Origin of the sequence: Amycolatopsis heterodermiae, from assembly GCF_034929455.1 — a bacterium.
GTDB lineage: Bacteria > Actinomycetota > Actinomycetes > Mycobacteriales > Pseudonocardiaceae > Amycolatopsis > Amycolatopsis heterodermiae.
This window is the reverse complement of sequence record NZ_JAYFSI010000001.1, coordinates 1,361,446-1,387,015: the sequence shown is the minus strand read 5'-3', so window position 1 is coordinate 1,387,015 and position 25,570 is coordinate 1,361,446. Positions and strand designations below refer to the sequence as shown.

Below are 25,570 nucleotides of genomic sequence, written 5' to 3'. Positions count from 1 at the left end.
GATCGTGATGGCGGGTATCACAGGAGCCGCCCAACCAGGGAGGGTCGAGGCCACCAGGGCCGAGTCGTATGAACCGGAAGAGCGTGCTCAGGAACCCACTGCTGTGGATCGTCGCGGGGTTGCTGGCGTTGTTCGCGTACAACACGATCTTCGACAGTGATCGTGGGTACACCCAGGCACCCATCTCGGTGGCGAACTCCCAGATCACCACGAACAACGTCAAGGAAGCCAGCCTCGAGGACAAGGAACAGCAGCTCAAGCTGCTGCTGAACAAGTCCATCGACGTCGACGGCCAGCAGGTCACCCAGATCATTTCGCAGTACCCGGCCGACGCCACCCGCCCGATCTACGACTCGTTGATCGCGGCGAAGAACGGCGGCCAGCCGATCAAGTTCACCACCAAGGTCACGCAGCAGGGCGTGCTGACCCAGATCCTCATCTTCGCCATCCCGCTGGCCCTCGTGCTGGGCCTGCTGATGTGGATGATGAACAACGCGCAGGGCGGCGGCAACCGCGTCCTCAACTTCGGCAAGTCCAAGGCCAAGCAGCTGAACAAGGACATGCCCAAGACGACCTTCGGGGACGTCGCGGGTGCCGACGAGGCGGTCGAAGAGCTCTACGAGATCAAGGACTTCCTGCAGAACCCGGCGCGATATCAGGCGCTCGGCGCGAAGATCCCGAAGGGCGTCCTGCTCTACGGGCCGCCCGGTACCGGCAAGACGCTGCTCGCGCGAGCTGTCGCGGGTGAAGCGGGCGTGCCGTTCTACACGATCTCCGGCTCGGACTTCGTCGAGATGTTCGTCGGTGTCGGTGCCTCGCGTGTCCGTGACCTGTTCGAACAGGCCAAGCAGAACGCGCCGTGCATCATCTTCGTGGACGAGATCGACGCGGTCGGCCGCCAGCGCGGCGCCGGCCTCGGCGGCGGCCACGACGAGCGCGAGCAGACGCTGAACCAGCTGCTCGTCGAGATGGACGGCTTCGACGCCCGCGGCGGGATCATCCTGATCGCGGCGACCAACCGGCCCGACATCCTCGACCCCGCGCTGCTGCGCCCGGGCCGCTTCGACCGGCAGATCCCGGTCTCGGCGCCCGACCTGCGCGGCCGCAAGGCGATCCTCGAGGTGCACTCCAAGGGCAAGCCGATCGCCCAGGGCACCGACCTCACCAGCCTGGCCAAGCGGACCGTCGGCATGTCCGGCGCCGACCTGGCGAACGTGCTGAACGAGGCCGCGCTGCTCACCGCCCGCAAGAACGGGCACGTGATCAGCGAGGTCGAGCTGGAGGAGTCCGTCGACCGCGTCGTCGGCGGCCCCGCCCGCAAGAGCCGGATCATCTCCGAGAAGGAGAAGAAGATCACGGCCTACCACGAGGGCGGGCACGCGCTCGCCGCGTGGGCGATGCCGGACATCGAACCGGTCTACAAGCTGACCATCCTGCCGCGCGGCCGCACGGGCGGGCACGCGCTGCTCGTCCCGGAGGACGACAAGGACCTGATGACCCGCTCCGAGATGATCGGGCGGCTGGTCTTCGCGATGGGTGGCCGCACGGCGGAGGAGCTCGTCTTCCACGAGCCCACCACCGGCGCGTCCTCGGACATCGAGCAGGCGACGAAGATCGCCCGCGCGATGGTCACCGAGTACGGCATGAGCGCCCGCCTGGGCGCGGTCAAGTACGGCCAGGAGCAGGGCGACCCGTTCCTGGGCCGCTCGGCCGGCCGTCAGGCGGACTACTCGCTCGAGGTGGCGCACGAGATCGACGAGGAGGTGCGCAAGCTCATCGAGACCGCGCACACCGAGGCGTGGCACGTGCTCAACACCTACCGTGACGTGCTCGACGAGCTGGTCATCGAACTCCTCGAGAAGGAGACGCTGACCCGCAAGGACCTCGAGCGGATCTTCGCGACGGTCGAGAAGCGCCCGCACATCACCGTGTTCAACGAGTTCGGTGAGCGGACGCCGTCCGACAAGCCGCCCATCAAGACCCCGGGCGAGCTGGCGATCGAGCGCGGCGAGCCGTGGCCCCCGCCGGAGAAGGAGAAGCCGGTCCTCAAGCCGGAGCCGACCCCGGTCGGCACCGCGCAGGGTGGCGGCGACCTGCCCGGCGGGCCGCCGTACCCGAACTCGGCGCCGGACCCGAACGCCAACCCGTACGCCCCGCCGCCCCCGGGCGCCTACCCGAACGGCGGCCGTCCCTACGGCGGCTCGAACGGTGGCCCGAACGGCACGTCGCACTGGCCGCAGACCTACGGCGCCCAGCCCGGCGGCGGTTACCAGGGCGGCCCGGCAGGCCAGAGCGGCCCGCCGAACTACGGCGCCCCTCCGGGCTGGACCCCCGCGACCTCCCCCGGCGGTCAGCCGGGTCAGTCGTGGCGCCCCGGTGGCGAAGAACGCACTCGCGAGCACGGCTGGTTCGCCGATCAAGCGGGCAGCCAGCAGAGCGAGGGAGAGCGTCGTGACGTGGATGGACCAGAAAAGCCCCAGTGACGCCGTCCGCCCGGTCTTCGACCAAGACCGGGCGGAGAAGGCGATCCACGAGCTTTTGCTGGCCTGCGGCGAAAACCCGGACCGGGACGGCCTGAAGGACACCCCGGCCCGGGTCGCTCGCGCGTACAAGGAGATGTTCGCCGGCCTGTATACCGAGCCGGACTCGGTACTGGACAAGACCTTCGACGAGTCCCACGAAGAGCTGGTCCTGGTCACGGACATCCCGATGTACAGCCAGTGCGTGCCCAGCAAGCAGACCGTGAACGTCGTCGGTGGCCGCAAGCCGGCCGCCGACGTGCGGGTGGGCGACAAGCTGTGGACGCTCGTCGGCGGCAACGTCGAGGAGACCGAGGTCACCGAGATCAGCTCGCACCAGACGCGTGAGCTGGTCGAGGTGAAGACGTCGGCCGGCAAGTTCCTCGTCACCCCCGACCACCCCTTGGCGACGCCCGAGGGTTGGAAGGAAGCCAAGGACGTCGAAGGCTCGTTCATCGAGTGGACCCACGCGAAGAAGCTCTGCCGGGATCGCTGGCGCCCGAGCCTCGGGTACGACTTCGGTTACGTCGTCGGGACCGTCTGCGCCGACGGAACGGTCGCCGACCGGTACGTCTCGCTCGTGGTGAACGACCGGGACTACGCGAAGAAGTTCGCCGAGTCCCTGCACCGTGCCTTCGGGATCGACGCGAAGGTCGAACCGACCTCCCGGCCGTCGGGCTACCTGGGGCGTGACCTTCCCGGCTTCCGGGTGCGGGTCGTGTCCTCGTTCCTCGCGGACCTGATGCGGCAGTACGTGGGCGGCGACGCCCACCACCAGCGGCAGCGGTTCCCGATGGTGGTCCTCAACGACTTGTCGACCTTCAACGGCTTCCTCGACGGCTACGTCGACGGGGACGGGCACCGGAGCAAGTACTCCGCCGGCCGGATCATCGCGAGCGCTAACACGCCGTTCCTGGAGGACCTGGCCACCGTGATCGGTGCCCGGTTCACCGCGAACACCGGCGGGACCGCGTCGCGGTTGTACGTCGCCGACAGCTGGTTCCGGAAGCACGGTTTCCCGCAGGACGACTACGCGACCGACCTGATCGAGTCGGAGTACGTGCAGGTCGAGTCGGTGACACCGGTGAGCGCGACCGGCGCCAAGCCCTACACCGTTTACAGTTTCAAATGCGACCCGCATCCGACGTTTTTGATTGCGGGACATTTAACTCACAACTGTGAACACCATTTAGTGCCCTTCCACGGGGTCGCGCACGTCGGGTACATCCCCAACGCGGGAGGCAAGGTCACCGGGCTCTCCAAGCTCGCCCGGCTCGTCGACCTCTACGCCAAGCGACCCCAGGTCCAGGAACGGCTGACCTCCCAGGTCGCCGACGCCCTGGTTCGCAAGCTCGAGCCTCGCGGCGTGATCGTCGTGATCGAGGCCGAGCACCTTTGCATGGCCATGCGGGGGATCCGTAAGCCTGGCGCCCGGACGACCACCTCGGCCGTGCGGGGACTGCTCAAGACCTCGGCCTCGTCACGGGCGGAGGCGCTCGACCTCATCAAGGCGCGTCGGTGACCGGAAACCTGCCCGCGCCCGGGCGGTGCGTCGTGGTGGGCGTGCTGAACGTGACGCCGGATTCCTTTTCGGACGGTGGCCGTTACCTCGACGTCGACCAGGCGCTGGAGCACGCGCGGGCCATGTGGGCTCGGGGGGCCGACCTGATCGACGTCGGCGGGGAGTCGACGCGGCCCGGGGCGCTGCGGGTGGACGCCGAGACCGAACTGGCTCGGGTTCTCCCCGTGATCCGGACGCTTGCCGGTGAGGGGGTGGCGTTGTCCGTCGACACCACGCGCGCCGCTGTGGCCGCCGCGGCGCTCGAGGCCGGGGCGCACGTGGTCAACGACGTCTCCGGCGGATTGGCCGATCCGGACATGGCGCGGGTCGCGGCCGAGTCCGGGGCGCCGTGGGTGCTGATGCACTGGCGCGGGCACAGCGAGGACATGCAGGCCCTCGCGAAGTACGAAGACGTCGTCGCCGACGTCCGGTCCGAGCTGCTGGCCCGGGTGGACGACGCGCTCGCGGCCGGGGTGGCCGAGAGCGCGATCGTGCTGGATCCCGGGCTCGGGTTCGCGAAGAACGCCGAGCACGACTGGGCGTTGCTGCGCGGGCTGGACTCGGTGCTGTCCCTCGGGTTCCCGGTGCTCGTCGGCGCCTCGCGCAAGCGGTTCCTCGGCCGGCTGCTGTCCGAAAAGGACGGTACGCCGCGGCCACCGGACGGCCGGGAGGACGCGACCGCGGCCATCTCGGCGCTCGCCGCGGCCGCCGGGGCGTGGGGCGTGCGGGTGCACGAGGTCGGGGCGTCGCTGGACGCCGTCACCGTGGCCGCGGCGTGGTGGAAGGGTTCGCCGGATGTCTGACCGGATCACGTTGACCGGCCTGCGGGTGTTCGGGCACCACGGCGTGTTCGAGCACGAGAAGCGCGACGGCCAGGAGTTCGTCGTCGACATCACGGTGTGGCTCGACCTCGGGCCGGCCGCCGCGTCGGACGACCTGACCAAGACCCTGCACTACGGCGAGCTGGCCGAGCTGGCCGCCGGGATCGTCGCGGGCGAGCCGTACGACCTGATCGAGAAGGTCGCCGGCACGATCGCCGACGCGGTCGTCCGGGACGAACGCCTGGCCGCGGTCGAGGTGACCGTGCACAAGCCGTCGGCGCCGATCCCGCTGACCTTCGACGACGTGGCCGTCACGGTCCGGCGCGAGCGATGAGCCGCGCCGTCCTGTCCCTCGGGTCCAACCTCGGCGACCGGCTCGGCTTCCTGAAGCTGGCGCTGGACGCCGTCCGGCCCGCGCTGGTCGCGGTGTCGAGCGTCTACGAGACCAAGGCGTGGGGTGTCGAGGACCAGCCTGACTTCCTCAACGCCGTCTGCGTCGTCGACGACCCGGACCGCGACCACTGGGCCTGGCTGCGCACCGGGCAAGCCGCCGAGCAGGCGGCCGGGCGGGTGCGGGAGCTGCGCTGGGGGCCGCGGACGCTGGACGTCGACGTCGTCACGGTCGACGGCGTCACCTCCGCCGACCCGGAGCTGCTGCTGCCGCACCCGGGCACGCCGGACCGGGCGAGCGTGCTGGTCCCGTGGCTGGAGATCGAGCCGGACGCTGTCCTGCCCGGTCACGGCCCGGTCGCCGCGCTGCTGGCCGCGCGCCCCGCGTCGGACGTCGACACGGTCCGGCGTACCGACCTCACGCTGAGCTGAACAAGTCAAGCCCCGGCGGCAGCTCGTCGCCGAGTTGCCGTCCAGGGGCGGTCAGCCGCGCAAAGCCGCGATCATGAACTGCACCGCCGGCTGGGCCGTCGGGACCGGCGGCCAGCCGTTGATGGTCGCGAGCAACTGCCAGTAGCGCTCGGCCCGCGGGTCGCCGCTCGTGGCGAACCGGTCCGCCATCTCGGTGCGGAACCCGGCCGACGCCGGGTCCTGGTCCGGACGGGCGGTGGCCGTCGCGATCTCGGCCGCAAGCGTTTGCCCTGCCTCCGACGTGGGCGAATCGCCTGCCTCCAGTGCCGCTTCGGCGCGGGAAACCCAGCCCGGCCAGTTCTGCTGCCAGGCGTCGGCGGGCGGGTGGAACTCGCCGTCGGCGATCTGCCGGGCCTGGGTTTCGCTCATCGTGCGGATCAGGGTCCGGAACGACGGGTCCTGGATCAGCTCGGCGAACTCGATCCACGCTTCCAGCTGCTCCGGCGACGGGTCGTCCGGCAGCTCGGGCTTGCCGGCGCGCATCCGCTCGTAGAACTGCGGATCGATCTCGAGCCCGGCGACCATCTCGTCCCAGAACTCGTCGACCAGCCGCTTGCGCTCCTCGTCGGACATCGACGCGAGACGGTTCATCAGTTTCACTTCCTCCAGCTCGGAATCCCGTTTGGCCACCGCGCGCAGCACCGCCCGGCGCAGCCGGAGCCGCCGGATCTGCTCGTCGAGCGCCTCGACGTGCCGGTTCGCCAGCTCGCCCACGGTCGAGGACCGGGTCAGGGCGGCGGAGACGTCGGCGAGGCCGAGGCCGAGCTCGCGCAGGGTGCGGACCAGCTCGAGCCGGGCCATGGCCGTGGCGTCGTAGAGCCGGTAGCCGGCGTCCGTACGGTCGGTCGGGGGCAGCAGGCCCTCGTCCGAGTAGAACCGGATGGTCTTGACCGGCAGGCCCGTGCGCCGGGCCAGCTCGCCGATGGTGAAGGTCGCGGTGGTACCCACAAGACGCATCTTGAACTCTCCAGTCGCTGGAGAGTCAAGGATTCCACGGTACGGTTGGGTCATGCACTTCACCCGGCCTCGCGACCTGGTGGTGGCCGGGGTACTCGGCCTGTTCCTCGGCTACCTCCTCTTCCAGGTCGCCTACGGCTCGCTGCCCCAGCTGCCGACGCTCGCGGGCGTCACGTTCGCCGTGCTCGCCGTGATCGAGGTCGTGCTCGCGTTCGTCATTCGCTCTCGGATCAAGGGCGGCCGGGTCGTTGCCGCTATCGGGATCGCCCGATCGGTGGCCTTGGCCAAAGCTTCGTCACTCGCTGGCGCGTTCATGACCGGCGCTTGGCTGGCGGCGCTCGTCTACCTTTTTCCCCGGCGTGACGAACTCGTCGCCGCGGTGCTCGACACCCGGGCCGCGGTGGTCGGCGTGGTTTCCGCGGCACTGCTGGTAGCAGGGGGTTTGTGGCTCGAACACTGCTGCCGGACGCCGCGCGACCAAGATCGGGAACGGACCCGCGGGGTGACCGGTTAGCGCTGGATTCCCACCGCTCGCTGGACCGAGTAGGTCTCGTTCGGATTACGAGCAGGTACGGTGTCAGTCATGACCGGCGTGGGTGACGACTCGCGCGGCCGCCTTCTGGGTAGGCCGTGGCTTGTTGTCGGATTCGTCCTCGCCATCGGAGCCACCCTCGCACTGGTGCTCAGCAACGATCTCAAGTACCTCAGACTCGGGATCGTTGCGGCCCTCTGGGCTGCCCTGATCGGCGCGTTCCTCGCCGTGAAGTACCGCAAGCACGCGGCACAGAGCGAGGACGCGGTCTCCGAGGCGCAGGCTGTGTACGAGTTGGAGCTGGAACGCGAGATCGCGGCCCGGCGCGAGTACGAACTGGAGGTGGAGGCGGAGAACCGCACGGCGGCCGACTCCCGTGGCCGCGAGGAGCTGGAGGCGCTGCGCGCCGAAGTCTCCGCGCTGCGCGACAGCCTCCAGTCGCTGTTCGGCGGTGAGGTGCTGCTCGAACGCGTCGCGCTGACCGCGCAGGCGACCCGCATGCGCAAGCTCTCCGACGACAACCGGATGATCCCCGACGGCGCGCCGAAGAAGAAGCCGGCTCAGCTGATGGCCGCGAAGAAGCCGGTGAGCGAGGGCGGCGAACGGCCGACCGAGCTGATCGACCGCGTGCTCGACGAGCGCCGCCGCAAGGCGTCCAACGGCAAGCCCGCGAACGGCAAGGGCTTCGGTGGCAAGGGCAAGGGGTTCGGCGGCAAGCCGGCCAACGGCGCCAACGGCCCGAAGGCGCCCGCCAACGTCAACGTGCAGAGCACCCAGCAGATCGCCCGGCCGAAGCCGCTGAGCGAACGCCGTCCGCCCGTGCCCGAGGTCGACCCGGCGCTGAACGCCGCGCAGCGTGAGCTGAAGGCCGCCGAGCTGCGCGCCGAGGCGGCCCGCCGCCAGGCCGAGTCGCAGCCGATGCGGCTGCCGGAGCCCGCCGAGGTCGCGAAGCAGCCCGAGCGCCGTCCCGAGGTCCCCGCCGAGCCGACCCGCCGCGACGTGCCGCGGGCCGCCGACCCCAAGACCGAGATCCGCCGTCCGGAGCCGCCGACGCAGATCCGGCGCCCTGAGCCGCCGCCCGCGCGCCGCGCGGAGATGTCGCGCGGGGAGATGCGCCCCGCCGAGATGTCGCGTCCCGACATCCCGCGGGTGGAGATGTCGCGCCCGGACATTCCCCGGGTCGAGATGTCACGCCCTGATCTGCCGCGTGTGGAGCGTCAGCGCCCGGCTGAGATGTCGCGTCCGGACCTGCCGCGCGTGGAGCGTCAGCGGCCCGCTGAGATGTCGCGTTCGGACCTGCCGCGTGTGGAGCGGCCGCGGCCCGGGGAGGTGTCCCGTTCGGACATCCCTCGTGTCGAGCGTCAGCGGCCGGCCGAGATGTCGCGTTCGGACCTGCCGCGTGTCGAGCGGCCCAGGCCCGGGGAGATGTCCCGTTCGGACATCCCGCGCGTCGAGATGTCGCGTCCCGACATCCCGCGGGTCGAGATGTCCCGGTCGGACCTGCCGCGCGTCCCCGGCCCGAACGGCGCGCGGAAGGCCCCCGAGCCGCCCGCACGTCCGCCCCAGGGCCGTCCGGCGGCCAGCGTGCCGCCGCCGAAGCCGTCCGAGATGTCGCGTTCGGACATCCGGCCGGTCGAGCGCCCGGTGGCCGACCTGAGCGCGGCGTTCCAGAACCGGGACGACTTCGCCGAGCGGCAGCGGCCCAACCGGCCGAAGCCGCCGGAGCCCAAGCCCGCCGACCGGAAGCCGCCGATGCCGCGAGACGTCACGGGGTCGCGCACCAACCTCCCGGTCGTCCCGTCGACGGCGCCGGTGCCGCAGTCGGGTCCTCCGTCGCGCACGAACCTGCCGCCCGTCGTCCCGCCGACCACGCCGGTCCCGGCGGCCGACGGCCGCCGTCCGTCGCGGCTGGAGCAGTTCTCGCGGGCCGACATGTCGCCGATCCTCGACGAGCCGGCGTCCCGGCACGGTTCGCACCGCGCTCCCGCGGAGGCGGCCCAGGCCGAGGCGCAGCCGGTGAACCCGACGCTGCCGGAGTCGGTGCGCAACTTCCAGGGCCGCCCCGGTGGCGGCCGCCGCCGGAAGCCGGACGACTCGCAGGTGATGCCCGCCGTGCCCCCACCGCCGCCCGAGCCCGCGGGTGGCCGCCGTCGCCGTCCGGACGGCGAGCCGCCGGCCTGGGAAGGCATGGTCGCCGAGCGGGCGTCCCTGTCGCGGCGCAACATGACGCCGGTGGACCCGGCCGACGTCGAGCACAACGGCAACGGCCACAACGGGCACGGTGCGAACGGGCAGAACGGCAACGGGAACGGCCCGGCCCCGCGCAACGGCCGCCGTGGCGAGACGCCGGGCAGCGGGTCCCACAACACCGGCCGGTCGGTCAGCGAGCTGCTGGCGGCGAACGGCGGAACCGGTTCGACCCCGCGCCGCAGGCGGCGCGCCGAGGACTGAGGCTTGGCCGCGGCGCTCACCCGGGGTTCGCATTCCGGTCCGTGTCCGGTCTGCGTAGGGTGACCGGCTGTGAGCGGAACCCTCTCGCCCGCGACGGGACTCGATCGCGGACGGCGGCCTCGCCGGATCACCGTGCTGCTGCCGGTGCTCGGGCTGATCGTGGTCGCCCTGTGCGGCCTGTTCCTGTTCGGCTTGGCGACGGCGCGGGTCGGCCCGCTCGCCGTCACCATCGGCGTGCTGGCCGCACTCGTGCCGGTCGCCGGGGTGGTGGCCGGCTTCCTGTGGGTCGACCGCTGGGAGCCCGAGCCGGCGAAGTTCCTGCTGCTCGCCTTCGCCTGGGGCGCCTGCATCGCGACGATCACCGCGCTGCTCATCAACACCACGGCCGAGGCGGTCGGTGACGAGCTGCTCGGCAAGGGCAGTGGCAACACCGTCGCGGCGCTGGTGTCCGCGCCGGTCGTCGAGGAAGCCGCGAAGGCGCTCTTCGTCGTCCTCATCCTGTGGCGCCGCCGCAGCGAGTTCGACGGTGTCGTGGACGGCGTCGTCTACGCCGGGTTCAGCGCGGCCGGGTTCGCGTTCACCGAGAACATCTACTACTTCGGCCGTGCTTTTTACGACTACGGCTTCGGTGACGGGCACAGCCAGGGCGTCATCACGGCGTTCTTCCTGCGGGGGGTGCTCGCGCCGTTCACGCACCCGCTGTTCGCCGTGCTCACCGGCATCGGGATCGGCATCGCCGCGCGGACGACGACCAAGGCGTTGAAGATCATCGCGCCGATCGCCGGCTACCTCGCCGCGGTCTGCCTGCACGCGCTGTGGAACAGCGCCGCGCTGCTCGGCGGGTCGAAGTTCCTGACCGTGTACTTCCTGATCATGCTGCCGCTGTTCCTCGGTGTGGTCTACCTGGTGATCCTGCAGCGACGGCGGGAGCAGCGGATCATCGAGGCCGCCCTGCCGCACATGGCGTCGGCGCGCTGGATCGCGCCGTCGGAGGTCGAGCTGCTGGCGAGCCTGCCCGGCCGCCGCGCGTGGCGCCGCCAGGCGAAACGGCAGTCCGGCAAGCAGGCCGCCAAGGCCGTCGCCGTGTACCAGGCGAGCGTCACGGAGCTCGCGTTCCTGGACCGGCAGGAGATCCGCACCGAAGCCGACGAGCGGCGCCAGCAGGAGCTGCTGCGCACGCTCAAGTCCGCCAGGGCGGAAGCGACGCGTCTCGCCCAGCAAGCTCCGCACGGGTGACCCGGTCCGGGTGAAGCTGGTCACCCGGGTTCAACGGCGCGCGCTCAGCCGAGTTAGTCTCGCGCCGTCGTCCGGTACCCGGAGCGGGACTGGAACGAGAGCAGAGGGAGTCTGCGAACCATGAGCGTCCACAGGCGCACGCCATGATGAGGCCCGCCCGCCTCGCGGTCGGTGTCGTTTCCGCCGGCCGGGTGGGCAGCGTGCTCGGGGCCGCACTGGCCCGGGCGGGACACACCGTGGTCGCCGCGTCCGGGCTGTCCGCCTCGTCGCTGGCCCGTGCCGAACGCCTCCTCCCCGACGTGCCGCTGCTGCCGCCCGACGAAACCGTGCGCCGGGCGGACCTGGTGCTGCTCGCCATCCCCGACGACGCCCTGGCCGGCATGGTCCGCGGGCTCGTCGCCACGGGGTCGCTGCGGCCGGGCCAGATCGTCGTGCACACGTCCGGCGCGCAGGGCATCGACGTGCTGGCGCCCGCGGCCGAGGCCGGGGCGCTCCCGCTGGCGCTGCACCCGGTGATGACGTTCACCGGCCGCGAGGAGGACCTCGAGCGGCTGGCGGCGTGCAGCATCGGCGTCACCGCGGTGGAAGACGACGAGGCGGCCTGGAACGTCGGCGAGGCGCTGGCCGTCGAGATGGGCGCCGAGCCGGTGCGCATCCCCGACTCCGCGCGAGCGCTCTACCACGCTGCGTTGACCCACGGCGCGAACCACCTGATGACGCTGGTCGCCGACTGCGCGGAAGTCTTGCGTGAAGCCGGAATCGGGCAATCCGAACGGCTGGTCGCGCCACTGCTTTCGGCCGCGTTGGATAATGTGCTCCGACACGGCGACCGCGCGCTCACGGGCCCGGTCGCGCGTGGCGACGTCGGCACCGTCCGCAAGCACCTGGAGGTGCTGGCGGACCGCGCGCCGGACGTCGCGCCGGCCTACCGGGCGCTGGCCAAGCGCACGGCGGAGCGTTCCAGGGCCGCCGGGCTGCTGGACACCGCGGCCGCCAAAGAACTCACCGACCTCCTCGACGATCCCGCCGAAGGGCACCCAGACCAGTGACCACACCGAAATTCAGTCGCGGCACCCTGAACCAGTTCGCCTCACCCGAGCAGATGAGCCAGGTCAGCCGGGCCCTGCACGGCGTCGGCCGCAAGCTCGCGCTCGTGCCGACCATGGGCGCGCTGCACGCCGGGCACCGCGAGCTGATCCGCCGCGCGAAGCGGCTGCCGAACAACGTCGTGGCCACCTCGATCTTCGTCAACCCGCTGCAGTTCGGCGAAGGCGAGGACTTCGAGGCCTACCCGCGTCCGCTGGACGCCGACCTCGCCGTGCTGGGCGAGGACGGCGTCGAAATCGCCTTCACGCCCAGCGCCGACGCCCTCTACGGCGAGGGCGCCGTCGTCACCGTGCACCCCGGCCCGCTCGGCGACGAGCTCGAGGGCGTCGTCCGGCCCGGGCACTTCGCCGGGGTGCTGACCGTGGTGGCGAAGCTGTTCAACCTGCTCCGTCCGGACTACGCGCTCTTCGGCGAAAAGGACTACCAGCAACTGGTCCTGATCAAGCGGATGGTGCGCGACCTGAACATCGACACGCACGTGATCGGCGTGCCGACCGTGCGCGAGCGTGACGGGCTGGCCCTGTCGTCGCGCAACGTCTACTTGACGCCTGAGCAGCGTGAAGACGCGATCGTCCTGTCGGCCGCCCTCACCGCGGGGGCGTTCGTCGGCCGGGACGGGGCGGACGCGGTCCTCGAGACCGCGTGGAAGACCCTCGCCGCGCGTCCCGCGGTCGAGGTGGATTACCTGGAGTTGAGGGGAACCGACCTCGGGCCCGCGCCCGTCGATGGTGAAGCACGACTGTTGATCGCGGCCCGGGTGGGGAGTACCCGGCTGATCGACAACGTTCCGGTGTTGCTCGGTGCTTCGGTAGATCACCCGGCGCACCCGGAGCGGGACGCAGGGGAATAGGAGTCCACTATGTACCGGACCATGCTCAAGTCGAAGATCCACCGGGTCACCGTCACCCAGGCCGACCTGCACTACGTCGGCTCGGTCACCGTCGACGAGGACCTGATGGAGGCCGCGGACCTGCTGCCGGGGGAACAGGTGTCCATTGTGGACGTCACCAACGGGGCGCGGCTGGAGACCTACGTCATCAAGGGGGAACGCGGCAGCGGCGTGCTCGGCATCAACGGCGCCGCGGCGCACCTGGTGCACCCGGGTGACCTGGTCATCCTGATCTCCTACGGTCAGATGGAAACCGCCGAAGCCGCGACGTACGCACCGCGCGTGGTGTTCGTCGACGCGGACAACCGGATCGTCCACCGGCACGCCGATCCCGGCCAGGCGCCGGAGGGTTCCGGGCTGCTCAGCGGCACGGTGACCCTGCCGGAGGAGGAGACGGCGATCTTCCCGGTGGCCGAGACGGCGGACGCGCGCCGGCTCGACGCGCTGCTGCACGCGGAAAGCTGACCCGCTTGCTCCTCACCGTCGACGTCGGCAACACGAACATCGTGCTGGGCCTGTATTCCGGCACCGAGCTCGCGGGCGACTGGCGCATGCGCACCGACGCGCGGATCACCGCCGACGAGCTCGCGCTGACCGTCCGCGGGCTCCTCGGCCCGCACGCGGACGACGTCACGGGGATCAGTGCGTTGTCGACGGTGCCGGCGGTGCTGCGCGAGCTGCGGGTGATGCTTTCGCGCTACTACGCGAAGGTGCCGAAGATCGTCGTCGAGCCGGGGGTGCGCACGGGCGTGCCCCTGCTCGTCGACAACCCGAAGGAGGTGGGCGCGGACCGGCTGGCGAACACGCTGGCCGCGCACCACCTGCACAGCGGCACGGCGTGCGTCGTGGTCGACTTCGGCACGTCCACGAACGTCGACGCGATCTCGGCCCGCGGCGAGTTCCTGGGCGGCGCGTTCGCCCCGGGCATCGAGATCTCGGTGGACGCGCTGGCCGCGCGCGCGGCGGCGTTGCGCAAGGTCGAGCTGGTGCCGCCGCGCTCGGTGATCGGCAAGAACACGGTGGAGTGCCTGCAGTCGGGCATTCTCTACGGCTTCGCGGGCCAGGTCGACGGGCTGGTCCGCCGCATCGCCGCTGAGCTGTCCCCGGGCGGCCGGGACCCGGTGGCGGTGCTCGCCACCGGCGGCCTGGCGCCCCTGGTGATCGGCGAGTCGGAGACGATCACCGAGCACGTCCCGGACCTGACCCTGCTCGGCCTGCGCCTGGTCTACGAGCGCAACATCCGCGCCTGATCGGTGAGGCGCCGGCGTTCCAGGACGTACCCGAGCGCCGTCACGGCCAGCGCCGGGAACGCCACCACCGCCTGCGGGAACTTCGCCGTCCCCGGCGGGTCGACGGCCTTCGCGCCCGGGTAGGCCAGCGCCGAGATCTGCGTCAGCCAGTAGAGCGAGGCCAGCGTCGCGCCCGCGTCGAGCCCCTCCCGGGACGAGGGGGCCCGCCAGAGCTGCCACAGGCTCGTGACGCCGAGCGCGAGCCCCAGGCTCATCGTCTGGCCGTTGTGGAACTTCGCGTGCGGTGGCCAGGCCGGGTTCTTGACGTGGGTCTCGTTCCAGTCGGCTTTGTAGGGGCCGGCCGCGGTCAGCAGCGACGTCAGGGAGATCAGTGCCCGTCCCCATGATTTGGTAGCCATGGTTACAGTCTGGAACCTCCACTTTGCTGGAGGTCAAGCTAGCAGTTTCAGGCCGACGACCCCCGCGACGATCAGCCCCAGGCAGGCGATCCGGGTGGCCGACGCCGGATCACCGAGCACGACGACGCCGTAGACGGCGGTGCCGATGGTGCCGATGCCGACCCAGATCGCGTAACCGGTGCCGAGCGGGATTTCCCGCAGCGCGTAAGCCAGTCCGCTCATGCTCAGCACGAGGGCGATCAGGAACACCGCCGCGGGAACGGCGCGGGAGAACCCCTTGGACGCGCCGAGCGCGGCGGCCCAGACGGTTTCGAGGACTCCGGACAGGATCAGGACGAGCCAGGACATGGTCGGGCCTTTCGCAGTGTTGAGGTGCTCATCACTGCGCCGTCTTGTCCTGACCGGGTACGACGCGTTCGTCCGGGGCGTGCTCGCCGATTCCGACGTTAGCACGCGGCCATGACAGGAAATGTCCGCTTCAGCGCCGCCGGCTGCGGAACACCCACGTGATCAGCGGCAGGTCGAACTCGCCGGACGCCGTCGCCGGGTTCGTCTCCAGGAAGCGGCGGACCTGTGCGACGAGTGGTGCGGTCTCCGCCTCGTCCGACACGATCACGCGTGAATACGTCTGGAACGTTTCGACCAGGCTCTCCGCGGTCCGCCGGTGGGCGTGGCGGAAGCGGCTGCTTTCGAACGCCGTGAACGCCGCGTGCGTCGCCGGTTGCTGCTCGGTGTCGGTGTTCGGGCGGCGGCCGCCGATGCCGGCGGTCTCGGTGAACTCCGCCACCCACGGCACCGATTCGTCCTCGTAGTTCCACATCGGCACGAACACGCCGCCCGGGCGCAGCACGCGGGCCATTTCGGTCATCGCGAGGCCGGCGTCGAACCAGTGGAACGCCTGGCCGACGAAAACCGCGTCGACGCTCGCGTCGGGCAGCGGGATCTGTTCGGCGCGGCCCTCCAGCGCGGTCACGGACGGCAGCAGCCGGGACAGTTCCGCCAGCATTTCCGGGTCCGGTTCGACCGCGGTGACGTCGAGGCCGAGTTCGGCCAGGGTCACGGTGACCTTGCCGGTTCCCGCGGCGAGATCGAGCACGCGCCGGGGCGTGCCCTCCGCGCCGGCGAGCCCCCACTCGATCGCCTCCCGCGCGTAGTCGGGCCGGTGCTCGGCGTACGCGCCGGCACGTGCACCGAAGGAGGCGGCTTGGCGGGCTCGGATGTCGGCTGTGGGATCACTCACCAGCCCAGGCTAATGGACGGAAAAGAAAGGTAATCCGGTTGGCGTAGCGTCAAGCGAGGTTCGTACCCTATGGGCCATGACCGAAAACCCCGCTTCCACCAGCGACCCCGCCGAAGACGAACTGCCCGAGCAGATGCGGGTGCGCCGGGAGAAGCGCGACCGGATCATCGCCGAAGGCATCGATCCCTATCCGGTCGAGGTCCCGCGGACGCACTCGCTCGCCGAAGTCCGCGCGTCGCATTCCGGGCTGCCCGCCGACACCGCGACCGGTGATCTGGTCGGCGTCACCGGCCGGGTGATGTTCCTGCGCAATACGGGCAAACTGTGCTTTGCCAGCCTGCGCGAAGGTGACGGCACGGAACTGCAGGCGATGATCAGCCTGGCGAAGGTCGGCGAAGACGCGCTGGCGGCGTGGAAGTCCGACGTCGACCTCGGTGACCACGTCTTCGTGCACGGTGAGGTCATCACCTCCAAGCGCGGCGAGCTGTCCGTGATGGCCGACAGCTGGCGCATCACGTCGAAGTCGCTGCGCCCGCTCCCGGTGGCGCACAAGGAGCTCGCCGAGGAGACGCGGATCCGGCAGCGGTACGTCGACCTCATCCTGCGCCCGCGCGCGCGGGACGTCGTGCGCACGCGCGCCGGCGTCGTCCGGTCGCTGCGCGAGTCGTTCCACCAGCGCGGGTTCACCGAGGTCGAGACGCCGATGCTGCAGACGCTGCACGGCGGCGCGGCGGCGCGCCCGTTCGTGACGCATTCGAATGCGTTCGACCTGGAGCTCTTCCTGCGGATCGCGCCGGAGCTCTACCTCAAGCGCTGCGTCGTCGGCGGGATCGAGAAGGTTTTCGAGATCAACCGCAACTTCCGGAACGAGGGCAGCGACTCGTCGCACTCGCCGGAGTTCGCGATGCTCGAGTACTACGAGGCGTACGCCACGTACGACACCAATGCGGTGGTGACCCGGGAGCTGATCCAGGCGGCCGCGCGCGACGTCTTGGACACCGAAGTCGTCACCCTGCCCGACGGTTCGGAGTACGACCTCTCCGGCGAATGGACCACACTCGGAATGTACGAGTCGTTGTCCGATTCTCTCGGCGAAGAGGTGACGCCGGAGACACCGGCGGCCAAACTGCACGGATTTGCGCAGGCCAGGGGCCTGGAAGTGGATCCGAAGCTCACGCACGGCAAGCTGGTCGAGGAACTGTGGGAGCATCTCGTCGGAGATCAGCTGCACGCCCCGACGTTTGTGCGTGATTTTCCGCTGGAGACGTCGCCATTGACGAGGCAGCACCGCTCACGGCCCGGCGTGGCCGAGAAGTGGGACCTCTACGTGCGCGGTTTCGAACTCGCCACCGGTTACTCCGAGCTGGTCGATCCGGTCGTCGAACGGGAACGGCTCACCGAACAGTCCAGGCTGGCCGCGCAGGGCGATAGCGAAGCCATGCGGCTGGATGAAGATTTCCTCCGGGCACTTGAGTACGGAATGCCGCCGAGCGGCGGGGTCGGAATGGGGATCGACCGGCTGCTGATGGCGCTGACCGGTCTCGGTATCCGGGAGACGATCCTCTTCCCGCTCACGCGACCCGAATAACCCGGCCGTGTGAGTTGTCTACGGTTATCTCAATGAGATTTGCGCTGTCACCCGGAAGCGGGTACTAATGTACAGACAAAGTCTTCTGTGCGGGGCTCGCCCCGTAACCAGATCATTGAGTTAAGCCCCCGCAGGAGGAAACAGATGGCACAGAAGGTGCTCGTCTCGCTGGTCGACGACCTCGACGGCAGTGAGGCGGAAGAGACCGTCGAGTTCGGTTTGGACGGCATCAGCTACCAGATCGACCTCTCCTCGGATAACGCCGAAGAGCTTCGCGACGCGCTCGCCCAGTATGTCGAGCACGCCCGCCGTGCCGGTGGTCGCAAGCGCGCTTCCGTGCGTCCGGTCGCGGGTGGCAAGGGCTCCGCTCGCCCGGCCGCCGTCGACCGTGAGCAGAACCAGGCCATTCGCTCCTGGGCGCGCAAGAACGGGTACGCCGTTTCGGACCGGGGCCGGATCCCGTCCGAGGTCGTCGAGGCGTACCACAAGAAGAACTGACGCGGGGTTTGCGGACCGAGGCCGCCGGGCGAATTCGCCCGGCGGCTTTCTTCATGTCCGATGGCTGTCCGGTTCCGGCCCGGGGCCGGTACGGGCCGTTCGGGCGTACTCGCCGGGCGACTGGCCGGTCACGGTCCGAAAATCGCGGATGAAGTGTGACTGGTCGCTATAGCCCAGCCGAACCGCCAGTCCGGCGTAATCCACTGGTCCTTCGGTGGTGATCCGGTACGCCGCGTCGTTGAGGCGGTATATCCGGATCGCCCACTTGGGCGGGCAGCCGACGTGTTCGGCGAACAGCCGCTGCACCGAGCGAGTGGTTAGTCCAGTATCCGCGCACAGCTGCGCCACCCGGGTAATTCCGGGATCACGTGCGATTGATTCGACCGCCGCCACGGCCTCTCGGGCGGCCGGCCGGAGTACCACCGCATTTGCCAACAGCAAGTTGTCGATCGCACCGACCATTTGCGCGTCGCCGGCCGCGGTCCGCACCGATTCCGCAGCTTCGCGGGCCTTTGCGCCGAAAACATCGGCGAGCGGGACAGCGCGGTCGGCGATGTCACGCACCGGGCCGCCGAGGAACGCGCGGAAGGACCCGGGCCGGAATCGCACGCCGAGGCCCTGCACCCGGCCCGCCAAGACGTGGGAAAACACTTCACGTGCCGGTCCGTAGACGCCGGAAGCGGTCGGGAAGAACGTCGCGTGTACCGCGAGGTTCGGCAGTACCCGCTGCTCGTACGGCGGTTTGCCGCGCCGGTCCCAGTGCAGCACCCAATGGTAGTCGACGAATTCGGCGAGTTCGGGCGCCGGCGGGTGCCGGGTGAGGGTGAACATCGCGCCGGCGGCCGCCTCGGCCACGATGCCCCGCGGGATCCGGTGTTCCGCCACGGGTCAACGGTAACTGTCGCGTTCTTTCAAGACGGCGTCGTGGCCAGGTCGTTTTGATCTCGGACATGACTGCCGAGTTGATGCGCCCCGCCGCGGCCGAGTTCCTGCGCGCCGGGCTCGCCGTGGACGACCTGAGCGCTGCCACGCCGTGTGACGGCTACGACGTCCGCGGGCTGCTGAACCACCTTCTGTACTGGGGCCCGTGGCTGATCGCCGCGGGACGGCGCGAGGAGGCACCGTCGCCGGGCGCCGGCGAGGCGGACGCGGCCCTGGTGACGGCCGACTGGGCGGCGGCGCTGGAGAAGCAGACGGAGACGCTGGTGGAGGTGTTCGCGGCGCCATCGGCGTGGACGGGCGTGACGAAGCTGGGCACGGCCGAGCTGCCGTCCGCGGTGGTGGGCGCAATGGTCCTGGGCGAGTTCGTCCTGCACGGCTGGGATCTGGCCACGGCGACCGGCCGATCGCTGCACTGCGCGCCTGCCGCGGCCACGGCGGTGTGGGAGTCGGCGGTGGCGATGGGCGACCAGGCGCGGTCGATGGGCGTCTACGGGCCGGAGGTACCGGTTCCGGCCGACGCGGCACCGCTGGACCGCGCGCTGGGGGCCGCGGGCCGCGACCCGTCCTGGCGTCGCTGAGCGCTAGCGGGCGCAGGCGCGGGGGCAGCCGTCGCACTCGGGCTCGGCCGGTAGCATGTACGAGAAGCAGCAGCTCTCGCGGCGGCGGGTCCACTCGCGGGTTCCGTCGGCCCCCTCCACCAAGCGCAGCGTCGAGGCCGACGTCAACGGTGGGTAGACGGCGTCGAGGACCAGGGCCGCGTCCGCGACGCCCGCGCCTTCGGCCTCCGGGGTGCCGCTCTGGCGGCCCGCCCACCAGAGCGCGTTCTCGAGCGCGTCCGTCGCCGCGGCCCAGAGGGTGCGGCGGCCGAGCCGGGTGGCCGGGGTGTACGCCTGGACGAACCGGGCGGCGTGGGCCAGGTAGCGGGCCCGCAGGACCGCGGCGAGGGCCCGCTCGTCACGGACGACCGTCGCCTCCGGGCGGGCCGAGCCCGGGTCCGTCGGGAGGCAGTGGAAGCCGTCGCCGAGCACGGCCAGCGCGTCCGGGTAGGGCTGGCCGGCGCCGATGCGGAAGGCCAGGTCCGCGGGCCGGAGCGCGGGCACCCGCCGTTCGTGGTGCAGCAGCTGCGCGCCGACCTGGGCCGGGACGTGCAGGTACCACGCGATCAGGTACGCGTCGGCGGTCCGGGGCGGCGCCTCGCCGTACTCGCGCCGCAACCACCCGGTCAGGCGCGTGCGCCAGTCGTCGAAGACGGCCGGGCCGGCCAGTGCCGTCGAACAGCGGATCCAGTCCGCCGGGACGTCCCGCCGCAGGTCGAGCCGCCGCAGGGACGGCGCGAGACCGTCCGCTGTCTCGCGGGTGCCCGGGTGCGTCAACGGCCCTCCTTAGGTCTGCCTAACCTAACAGGGATCCGCCGATCGGGTGGCTGTCGCCCCGGTCACTCCCAGGTTGCGGACCTGTTCGCGGTGAGCGGACACCGCGTGGTGCGCGGAATCCGCGCGGTCGCTCGCACGTTGGGGTTGACGTAAAGGTGCAGGGCAACCCGATGATGGGAAGCATCCGGAGCGAGCCACGTCCGGGTGCGAAAAAGACCGCGAACAGCCGTAGTGGTACGCCAGCGCGACCAGTTGGCTACTAGAGTGGTCTCACGGTGCTGAATCCATCGCGGTGAAAGCACGATGGATAACGGGCCGCCGGCGCAGCAGTCGAGGGAGTGCACATGTTTGAGAGGTTCACCGACCGCGCGAGGCGGGTGGTCGTTCTGGCTCAAGAAGAAGCCAGGATGCTCAACCACAACTACATCGGCACCGAGCACATCCTCCTGGGTCTGATCCACGAGGGTGAGGGTGTCGCCGCCAAGGCGCTGGAGTCGCTGGGCATCGCCCTGGAGGGCGTGCGCCAGCAGGTCGAAGAGATCATCGGCCAGGGCCAGCAGGCGCCGAGCGGGCACATCCCGTTCACGCCGCGGGCGAAGAAGGTGCTGGAGCTGTCGCTGCGCGAAGCGCTGCAGCTCGGCCACAACTACATCGGCACCGAGCACATCCTGCTCGGCCTGATCCGCGAGGGCGAAGGCGTCGCCGCGCAGGTCCTGGTCAAGCTGGGAGCGGACCTCAACCGGGTCCGCCAGCAGGTGCTGCAGCTGCTCTCGGGCTACCAGGGCAAGGAGTCCACCGAAACCGGTTCCGGCGGCCGTGGTGAGGGCACCCCGTCGTCGTCGCTGGTGCTGGACCAGTTCGGCCGCAACATGACCGTGCTCGCCCGCGAGGGCAAGCTCGACCCGGTCATCGGGCGCGGCAAGGAGATCGAGCGGGTCATGCAGGTCCTGTCCCGCCGGACCAAGAACAACCCGGTGCTCATCGGCGAGCCCGGCGTCGGCAAGACCGCCGTCGTCGAGGGCCTGGCCCAGAGCATCGTCAAGGGCGAGGTGCCCGAGACGCTCAAGGACAAGCAGCTCTACACGCTGGACCTGGGCTCCCTGGTCGCCGGCTCCCGCTACCGCGGTGACTTCGAAGAGCGCCTGAAGAAGGTGCTCAAGGAGATCAAGACCCGCGGCGACATCATCCTGTTCATCGACGAGCTGCACACGCTGGTCGGGGCGGGTGCCGCCGAGGGCGCGATCGACGCGGCTTCGATCCTGAAGCCGATGCTCGCCCGCGGTGAGCTGCAGACGATCGGCGCGACCACCCTCGAGGAGTATCGCAAGTACATCGAGAAGGACGCCGCCCTCGAGCGCCGGTTCCAGCCGATCCAGGTCGGCGAGCCGTCGCTGGAGCACACCATCGAGATCCTCAAGGGCCTGCGTGACCGGTACGAGGCGCACCACCGCGTCTCGATCACCGACTCGGCGCTGGTCGCCGCCGCGACCCTGGCGGACCGGTACATCAACGACCGGTTCCTCCCGGACAAGGCGATCGACCTGATCGACGAGGCCGGCGCCCGGATGCGCATCCGCCGGATGACCGCGCCGCCGGACCTGCGCGAGTTCGACGAGAAGATCGCGAACGTCCGTCGCGACAAGGAGTCCGCGATCGACGCGCAGGACTTCGAGCGGGCCGCCCGCCTGCGTGACGAGGAGAAGACCCTCCTCGGCCAGAAGGGTGAGCGGGAGAAGCAGTGGAAGGACGGCGACCTCGACGTCGTCGCCGAGGTCGACGACGAGCAGATCGCGGAGGTGCTGGCCAACTGGACCGGCATCCCGGTGTTCAAGCTGACCGAGGAGGAGACCACCCGGCTGCTGCGCATGGAGGAGGAACTCCACAAGCGCATCATCGGCCAGGAGGACGCGGTCAAGGCCGTCTCCCAGGCGATTCGCCGTACGCGTGCGGGCCTGAAGGACCCGAAGCGCCCGTCGGGCTCGTTCATCTTCGCCGGCCCGTCCGGTGTCGGTAAGACCGAGCTGTCCAAGGCGCTGGCGTCCTTCCTGTTCGGCGAGGACGACGCGCTCATCCAGATCGACATGGGTGAGTTCCACGACCGCTACACCGCTTCGCGGCTCTTCGGTGCCCCTCCGGGCTACGTCGGCTACGAAGAGGGTGGCCAGCTGACCGAGAAGGTGCGGCGCAAGCCGTTCTCGGTGGTCCTCTTCGACGAGATCGAGAAGGCGCACCAGGAGATCTACAACACGCTCCTGCAGGTGCTGGAGGACGGCCGCCTGACCGACGGTCAGGGCCGCACGGTCGACTTCAAGAACACGGTGCTCATCTTCACGTCCAACCTGGGCACGTCGGACATCTCGAAGTCCGTCTCGCTCGGCTTCTCCGGTGGCAACGACTCCGGCACGAAGTACGAGAAGATGAAGCAAAAGGTCAACGAGGAAATGAAGAAGCATTTCCGCCCGGAGTTCCTGAACCGGATCGATGACATCATCGTGTTCCACCAGCTGACCAAGGAACAGATCATCATGATGGTCGATCTGATGATCGGCCGCGTGGAGAAGCAGCTCAAGGCCAAGGACATGGAGCTGGAGCTGACCGAGAAGGCGAAGTCCCTCCTCGCGAAGCGCGGCTTCGACCCCGTGCTCGGTGCCCGGCCGCTGCGCCGCACCATCCAGCGCGAGATCGAGGACCAGCTGTCGGAGAAGATCCTCTTCGGCGAGGTCGAGGCCGGCCAGATCATCCTGGTCGACGTCGAAGGCTGGAGCGGCAACCCGGAGGACAAGGACGACCAGGCGCGCTTCACCTTCCGCGGTGAGCGCAAGCCGTCCTCGGTCCCGGACGCCCCGCCGGTCAGCATCGGCGCCGGCCACGAAGAAAACGGCGGCGAAGCCGAAGGCGAGTGACCTGGATCCGATGATCCGGTAGTACGTCGGAAGGGCGGTTCTCCGAGAGGGGAGCCGCCCTTCCCGCGTGTCAAGGCCCGGCTCGGCGCGTGAGACGATGCCCGGGGGCCTTGGGAGGGGAGTCCGCGTGGACGTGCTGTCGATCGACTTCGGGACTTCCAGCACGGTCGGGGTGCTCTCGGCGTTCGGGCGGGGGCCGCGGGCCGTCGAGGTCGATGGGGCCGTCACCATGTCCTCCGCCGTCTACCTCAACGATGACGGCCTGCTCATCGTCGGGCGGGACGCCGAACGTGGTGCGCGCCTTGATCCCGGCCGGTTCGAGGCGAATCCCAAGCGGCGGGTCGACGAGGGCAGCCTGCAGCTCGGCACCACCACGGTGCCGGTCACCGATGCCTTCGCCGCCGTCCTGCGGCGGATGGGTGAGGAAGCCGAGCGGCAGCTGGGACGACCGCCCGGCCAGACGCGGATCTCGCACCCCGGCGGCTGGGGCGCGACGCGGCTGGAGATCCTGCGGGCCGCCGCCGTCCAAGCCCGGCTCGCCGACGTCCGGCTGATTCCCGAACCGGTGGCCGCCGCCGCTCATTACGGGAGCCTCGGCAACCGCAACACCGGGCCGATCGGGGTGTACGACCTCGGGGCCGGCACCTTCGACTGCGCCGTCGTCGGCATGAACGCGCAGGGCTTCGCGGTGCTCGCCGAAGACGGCCTGTCCGACCTCGGCAGCCTCGACATCGACCAGGCGCTGCTCGTGCACATCGGCCGTTCGGTGTCGCACGCCGATCCCGCGCAGTGGCAACGCCTCCTGCGCCCGCAGACGACCGCCGACCGCCGCCTGCGCCGGGCGCTGCTCCAGGACGTCCGTGACGCCAAGGAAAGCCTCTCCCGCCACCCGCAGACCGACGTGCCGATGCCCGAGCCGTTCGGGGACGTTCTCGTCAGCCGCGACGAACTCGAGGCGCTCGTGCGGCCGAGCCTGCTGCGCAGCGCCGAACTCCTCGGCGCGACCATCCACCGCGCCGGGCTGACCCCGGCCCAGCTCGCCGGCATCCACCTCGTCGGCGGGCCCAGCCGGATGCCGTTGCTGGCCGCGCTCCTCGGCCGCCAGCTCGGCGTCGTCCCGACCACGCAGGAGCAGCCCGAGACGGCCGTGGCGTTCGGGCTGCAGCACGTTCCGCTCGGCCCCACCGACCCGAACCCGACCGTGCCCGCGTCCGCACCGGTCCGTCCACTTGCGACACCGCCGCTCCTGCAACCCTGGCAGCGAACGGCCTTCCGCCCGCCGAAACCCTGACCGGCCGGCTCGAACCGGACGCCGGCCGACGCCCGGCGCACCGCCGAACGGGGGAATGTCGTACGTGCGCCCATGATCCGGCGCTCCTACCAGCATGAGTACGACGACAAAGCCCCGGGCGCCGAGCGTGCGCCGGCAGCTGCGCGAGGCGGAACGCTTCTCCTGGACCGGGTTCGGCGTCACGGTCGCCGCGTCCCTGCTCGGCACGCTCGTCCCGGCCGCCATCGGTGCGGGGCCGGAAGCGACGCTGGTTTCGACGCTGGTGGTGACGGTACTGGCCGCGGGCGGGTTCACCGCCAAGGACGGCGCGGCCCGCGGCATCAAGGCGATCGCGATCGTGCTGCTGGCGGCGGGCGCGCTCGTCCTGACGGTCACCGGGGTGACCGTGTTCGACCTCGCCCGCGGCAAGGCCACGACGTTCCCCGTGGTGCCGGAGGCGCAGCCGCGGGTGCTCGTGCCGGAGTCGGTCGCGTGCGGCACGGCGCTCGTGCACACGACGGCGAGCTGCGCGGTGGCGGTCCGCAGCGTCGGTGCGAGCCCGGTGCGGGTCACCGGCGTCGACGTGGACGGCACGGACTTCGCCGTGGACGCGAGCGGCTGCCTGGGTCAGGACGTGGTGCCGGGCCGGCGGTGCACGCTGGTCGTGAGGTTCACGCCGTCCGGGAGCGGGGAGCGGGTGGCGGATCTGACGGTCCGCCACAACGTCCCGGGCCCGTCGGCGTTCGTGGAGCTCACCGGGCACGGCGGCTAGGCAGGAACCGGATCCCGGCCAGCCACGGCCACGGCGTCTGCACCAGCGCGGAAACCACCGCCAGCAACAGGATCCGGTAGTCACCGAGCACGCCGGTCACGTTGTAGACGACCAGCAGCGGCACCAGGGCGACGAACGCGGACAGGACGGCCGGCCGTTGCGGCCAGATCCGCGCCACCATCAGCGTGAGCAGGGTGAGCAGCGCCGAGCCGCCGAGGGCCGCCCAGACGACGAGCAGGCCGAGCCCGGCGTCGTTGACCGTCGCGCACATGCCTTCGACGGCGTCGGCGCACATCGTGTCGTAGCGGTGGCCGGCCCACACCCAGAGCACGCCCGTGCCCGCGCCGCCGGCGAGGGCGGCGAGGACCACCGCGAGCACCGCCCGCGGGTCCGCCTGGGGTC

General features: G+C 70.6%; 24 protein-coding genes, 2 pseudogenes and 1 riboswitch. Of the genes and pseudogenes, 19 read left to right on the top strand and 7 right to left on the bottom strand.

Annotated features, from left to right (window positions below):
* The first annotated feature begins 68 nt into the window (after positions 1-68).
* The 6 genes and pseudogenes from ftsH to folK all read left to right on the top strand — a co-directional run bounded on the left by ftsH (position 69) and on the right by folK (position 5,723).
* Complete coding sequence (gene ftsH / locus VA596_RS06760; protein WP_323324451.1) at positions 69-2,483, top strand: ATP-dependent zinc metalloprotease FtsH; 2,415 nt, start codon at positions 69-71, stop codon at positions 2,481-2,483.
* Positions 2,461-2,724, top strand: a pseudogene (locus VA596_RS06755) (GTP cyclohydrolase I); the annotation flags it as partial. The gene ftsH and the pseudogene VA596_RS06755, both read left to right, overlap by 23 nt.
* A gap of 972 nt (positions 2,725-3,696) precedes the next feature.
* Positions 3,697-4,041: pseudogene (folE, locus tag VA596_RS06750) on the top strand (GTP cyclohydrolase I); the annotation flags it as partial.
* The gene (folP, locus tag VA596_RS06745; RefSeq protein WP_458364003.1) at positions 4,038-4,883 is read left to right on the top strand and encodes a dihydropteroate synthase; all 846 of its coding nucleotides are present in this window, start codon (positions 4,038-4,040) and stop codon (positions 4,881-4,883) included. The pseudogene folE and the gene folP, both read left to right, overlap by 4 nt.
* On the top strand, positions 4,876-5,235 hold the full coding sequence (gene folB / locus VA596_RS06740; protein WP_323324450.1) for a dihydroneopterin aldolase: 360 nt from the start codon (positions 4,876-4,878) through the stop codon (positions 5,233-5,235). The genes folP and folB overlap by 8 nt, the downstream gene beginning before the upstream one ends.
* The gene (gene folK / locus VA596_RS06735; protein WP_323324449.1) at positions 5,232-5,723 is read left to right on the top strand and encodes a 2-amino-4-hydroxy-6-hydroxymethyldihydropteridine diphosphokinase; all 492 of its coding nucleotides are present in this window, start codon (positions 5,232-5,234) and stop codon (positions 5,721-5,723) included. Before folB ends, folK begins: the two co-directional genes overlap by 4 nt.
* A 51-nt stretch (positions 5,724-5,774) precedes the next feature.
* Here folK and VA596_RS06730 read toward each other — a convergent pair whose 3' ends face one another.
* Positions 5,775-6,710 carry a helix-turn-helix domain-containing protein gene (locus tag VA596_RS06730; protein ID WP_323325683.1) on the bottom strand — a complete coding sequence of 312 codons (936 nt, stop codon included), beginning with the start codon at positions 6,708-6,710 and terminating at the stop codon, positions 5,775-5,777.
* A gap of 61 nt (positions 6,711-6,771) precedes the next feature.
* Between VA596_RS06730 and VA596_RS06725 the strand changes: the two genes are divergently transcribed.
* From VA596_RS06725 to VA596_RS06695, 7 genes are all read left to right on the top strand, one after another.
* The gene (locus VA596_RS06725) at positions 6,772-7,233 is read left to right on the top strand and encodes a DUF3180 domain-containing protein (RefSeq protein WP_323324448.1); all 462 of its coding nucleotides are present in this window, start codon (positions 6,772-6,774) and stop codon (positions 7,231-7,233) included.
* A gap of 165 nt (positions 7,234-7,398) precedes the next feature.
* On the top strand, positions 7,399-9,702 hold the full coding sequence (locus tag VA596_RS06720; RefSeq protein WP_323324447.1) for a DUF6779 domain-containing protein: 2,304 nt from the start codon (positions 7,399-7,401) through the stop codon (positions 9,700-9,702).
* A gap of 132 nt (positions 9,703-9,834) precedes the next feature.
* Complete coding sequence (locus VA596_RS06715; RefSeq protein WP_323325681.1) at positions 9,835-10,938, top strand: PrsW family intramembrane metalloprotease; 1,104 nt, start codon at positions 9,835-9,837, stop codon at positions 10,936-10,938.
* Between the two features lie 89 nt (positions 10,939-11,027).
* Positions 11,028-11,987, top strand: coding sequence for a Rossmann-like and DUF2520 domain-containing protein (locus VA596_RS06710; protein ID WP_410171868.1), 960 nt, complete (start codon positions 11,028-11,030; stop codon positions 11,985-11,987).
* Complete coding sequence (panC, locus tag VA596_RS06705) at positions 11,984-12,895, top strand: pantoate--beta-alanine ligase (RefSeq protein ID WP_323324445.1); 912 nt, start codon at positions 11,984-11,986, stop codon at positions 12,893-12,895. The genes VA596_RS06710 and panC overlap by 4 nt, the downstream gene beginning before the upstream one ends.
* A 9-nt stretch (positions 12,896-12,904) precedes the next feature.
* A complete protein-coding gene (panD, locus tag VA596_RS06700) occupies positions 12,905-13,399 on the top strand; it encodes an aspartate 1-decarboxylase (protein WP_323324444.1) in 495 nt (164 codons plus the stop codon).
* Positions 13,400-13,404: 5 nt separating this feature from the next.
* Positions 13,405-14,184: a type III pantothenate kinase gene (locus VA596_RS06695; RefSeq protein WP_323324443.1), complete on the top strand. Its 780-nt coding sequence runs from the start codon at positions 13,405-13,407 to the stop codon at positions 14,182-14,184.
* Here VA596_RS06695 and VA596_RS06690 read toward each other — a convergent pair.
* From VA596_RS06690 to VA596_RS06680, 3 genes are all read right to left on the bottom strand, one after another.
* The gene (locus tag VA596_RS06690) at positions 14,160-14,582 is read right to left on the bottom strand and encodes a DUF6640 family protein (RefSeq protein WP_323324442.1); all 423 of its coding nucleotides are present in this window, start codon (positions 14,580-14,582) and stop codon (positions 14,160-14,162) included. The genes VA596_RS06695 and VA596_RS06690 overlap by 25 nt on opposite strands.
* Positions 14,583-14,615: 33 nt before the next feature.
* Positions 14,616-14,930 (bottom strand): DMT family transporter, encoded by a 315-nt coding sequence (locus tag VA596_RS06685; protein ID WP_323324441.1) that lies wholly within the window; start codon positions 14,928-14,930, stop codon positions 14,616-14,618.
* A 33-nt stretch (positions 14,931-14,963) separates the two neighbouring features.
* A riboswitch (guanidine-III (ykkC-III) riboswitch) is annotated at positions 14,964-15,023 on the bottom strand.
* Between the two features lie 37 nt (positions 15,024-15,060).
* Complete coding sequence (locus VA596_RS06680; RefSeq protein ID WP_323324440.1) at positions 15,061-15,822, bottom strand: class I SAM-dependent methyltransferase; 762 nt, start codon at positions 15,820-15,822, stop codon at positions 15,061-15,063.
* Between the two features lie 76 nt (positions 15,823-15,898).
* On the opposite strand from VA596_RS06680, the gene lysS reads away from it, so the two are divergent.
* The gene (gene lysS / locus VA596_RS06675) at positions 15,899-17,410 is read left to right on the top strand and encodes a lysine--tRNA ligase (RefSeq protein WP_323324439.1); all 1,512 of its coding nucleotides are present in this window, start codon (positions 15,899-15,901) and stop codon (positions 17,408-17,410) included.
* Positions 17,411-17,554: 144 nt separating this feature from the next.
* Positions 17,555-17,908 (top strand): histone-like nucleoid-structuring protein Lsr2, encoded by a 354-nt coding sequence (locus VA596_RS06670; RefSeq protein WP_323324438.1) that lies wholly within the window; start codon positions 17,555-17,557, stop codon positions 17,906-17,908.
* A gap of 51 nt (positions 17,909-17,959) precedes the next feature.
* On the opposite strand, the gene VA596_RS06665 is transcribed toward VA596_RS06670, so the two are convergent.
* Positions 17,960-18,793 (bottom strand): helix-turn-helix domain-containing protein, encoded by an 834-nt coding sequence (locus VA596_RS06665; protein ID WP_323324437.1) that lies wholly within the window; start codon positions 18,791-18,793, stop codon positions 17,960-17,962.
* 65 nt (positions 18,794-18,858) lie between these two features.
* On the opposite strand from VA596_RS06665, the gene VA596_RS06660 reads away from it, so the two are divergent.
* On the top strand, positions 18,859-19,428 hold the full coding sequence (locus VA596_RS06660; protein WP_323324436.1) for a TIGR03086 family metal-binding protein: 570 nt from the start codon (positions 18,859-18,861) through the stop codon (positions 19,426-19,428).
* 3 nt (positions 19,429-19,431) lie between these two features.
* Here VA596_RS06660 and VA596_RS06655 read toward each other — a convergent pair whose 3' ends face one another.
* Entirely contained in the window at positions 19,432-20,223 is a 792-nt protein-coding gene (locus VA596_RS06655) for a (2Fe-2S)-binding protein (RefSeq protein WP_323324435.1), read from the bottom strand.
* Positions 20,224-20,567: 344 nt separating this feature from the next.
* Between VA596_RS06655 and VA596_RS06650 the strand changes: the two genes are divergently transcribed.
* The 3 genes from VA596_RS06650 to VA596_RS06640 all read left to right on the top strand — a co-directional run bounded on the left by VA596_RS06650 (position 20,568) and on the right by VA596_RS06640 (position 25,168).
* Positions 20,568-23,126, top strand: a complete 2,559-nt coding sequence (locus VA596_RS06650; RefSeq protein WP_323324434.1) for an ATP-dependent Clp protease ATP-binding subunit — start codon at positions 20,568-20,570, stop codon at positions 23,124-23,126.
* A 127-nt stretch (positions 23,127-23,253) separates the two neighbouring features.
* Complete coding sequence (locus VA596_RS06645; RefSeq protein ID WP_410171843.1) at positions 23,254-24,417, top strand: Hsp70 family protein; 1,164 nt, start codon at positions 23,254-23,256, stop codon at positions 24,415-24,417.
* Positions 24,418-24,511: 94 nt separating this feature from the next.
* Entirely contained in the window at positions 24,512-25,168 is a 657-nt protein-coding gene (locus tag VA596_RS06640) for a hypothetical protein (protein WP_323324433.1), read from the top strand.
* Here the strand turns inward: VA596_RS06640 and VA596_RS06635 are convergent.
* Positions 25,149-25,538, bottom strand: a complete 390-nt coding sequence (locus VA596_RS06635; RefSeq protein ID WP_323324432.1) for a hypothetical protein — start codon at positions 25,536-25,538, stop codon at positions 25,149-25,151. The two genes, VA596_RS06640 and VA596_RS06635, sit on opposite strands and share 20 nt — an antisense overlap.
* Positions 25,539-25,570 lie beyond the last annotated feature (32 nt).

Bases quoted from the DNA above. Each gene is read 5' to 3' on its own strand.
- ftsH (WP_323324451.1), top strand. From the start codon at position 69: ATGAACCGGAAGAGCGTGCTCAGGAACCCACTGCTGTGGATCGTCGCG.
- folB (WP_323324450.1), top strand. From the start codon at position 4,876: ATGTCTGACCGGATCACGTTGACCGGCCTGCGGGTGTTCGGGCACCAC.
- folK (WP_323324449.1), top strand. From the start codon at position 5,232: ATGAGCCGCGCCGTCCTGTCCCTCGGGTCCAACCTCGGCGACCGGCTC.
- VA596_RS06725 (WP_323324448.1), top strand. From the start codon at position 6,772: ATGCACTTCACCCGGCCTCGCGACCTGGTGGTGGCCGGGGTACTCGGC.
- panD (WP_323324444.1), top strand. From the start codon at position 12,905: ATGTACCGGACCATGCTCAAGTCGAAGATCCACCGGGTCACCGTCACC.
- VA596_RS06690 (WP_323324442.1), bottom strand. From the start codon at position 14,582: ATGGCTACCAAATCATGGGGACGGGCACTGATCTCCCTGACGTCGCTG.
- VA596_RS06685 (WP_323324441.1), bottom strand. From the start codon at position 14,930: ATGTCCTGGCTCGTCCTGATCCTGTCCGGAGTCCTCGAAACCGTCTGG.
- lysS (WP_323324439.1), top strand. From the start codon at position 15,899: ATGACCGAAAACCCCGCTTCCACCAGCGACCCCGCCGAAGACGAACTG.
- VA596_RS06670 (WP_323324438.1), top strand. From the start codon at position 17,555: ATGGCACAGAAGGTGCTCGTCTCGCTGGTCGACGACCTCGACGGCAGT.
- VA596_RS06660 (WP_323324436.1), top strand. From the start codon at position 18,859: ATGACTGCCGAGTTGATGCGCCCCGCCGCGGCCGAGTTCCTGCGCGCC.
- VA596_RS06650 (WP_323324434.1), top strand. From the start codon at position 20,568: ATGTTTGAGAGGTTCACCGACCGCGCGAGGCGGGTGGTCGTTCTGGCT.
- VA596_RS06640 (WP_323324433.1), top strand. From the start codon at position 24,512: ATGAGTACGACGACAAAGCCCCGGGCGCCGAGCGTGCGCCGGCAGCTG.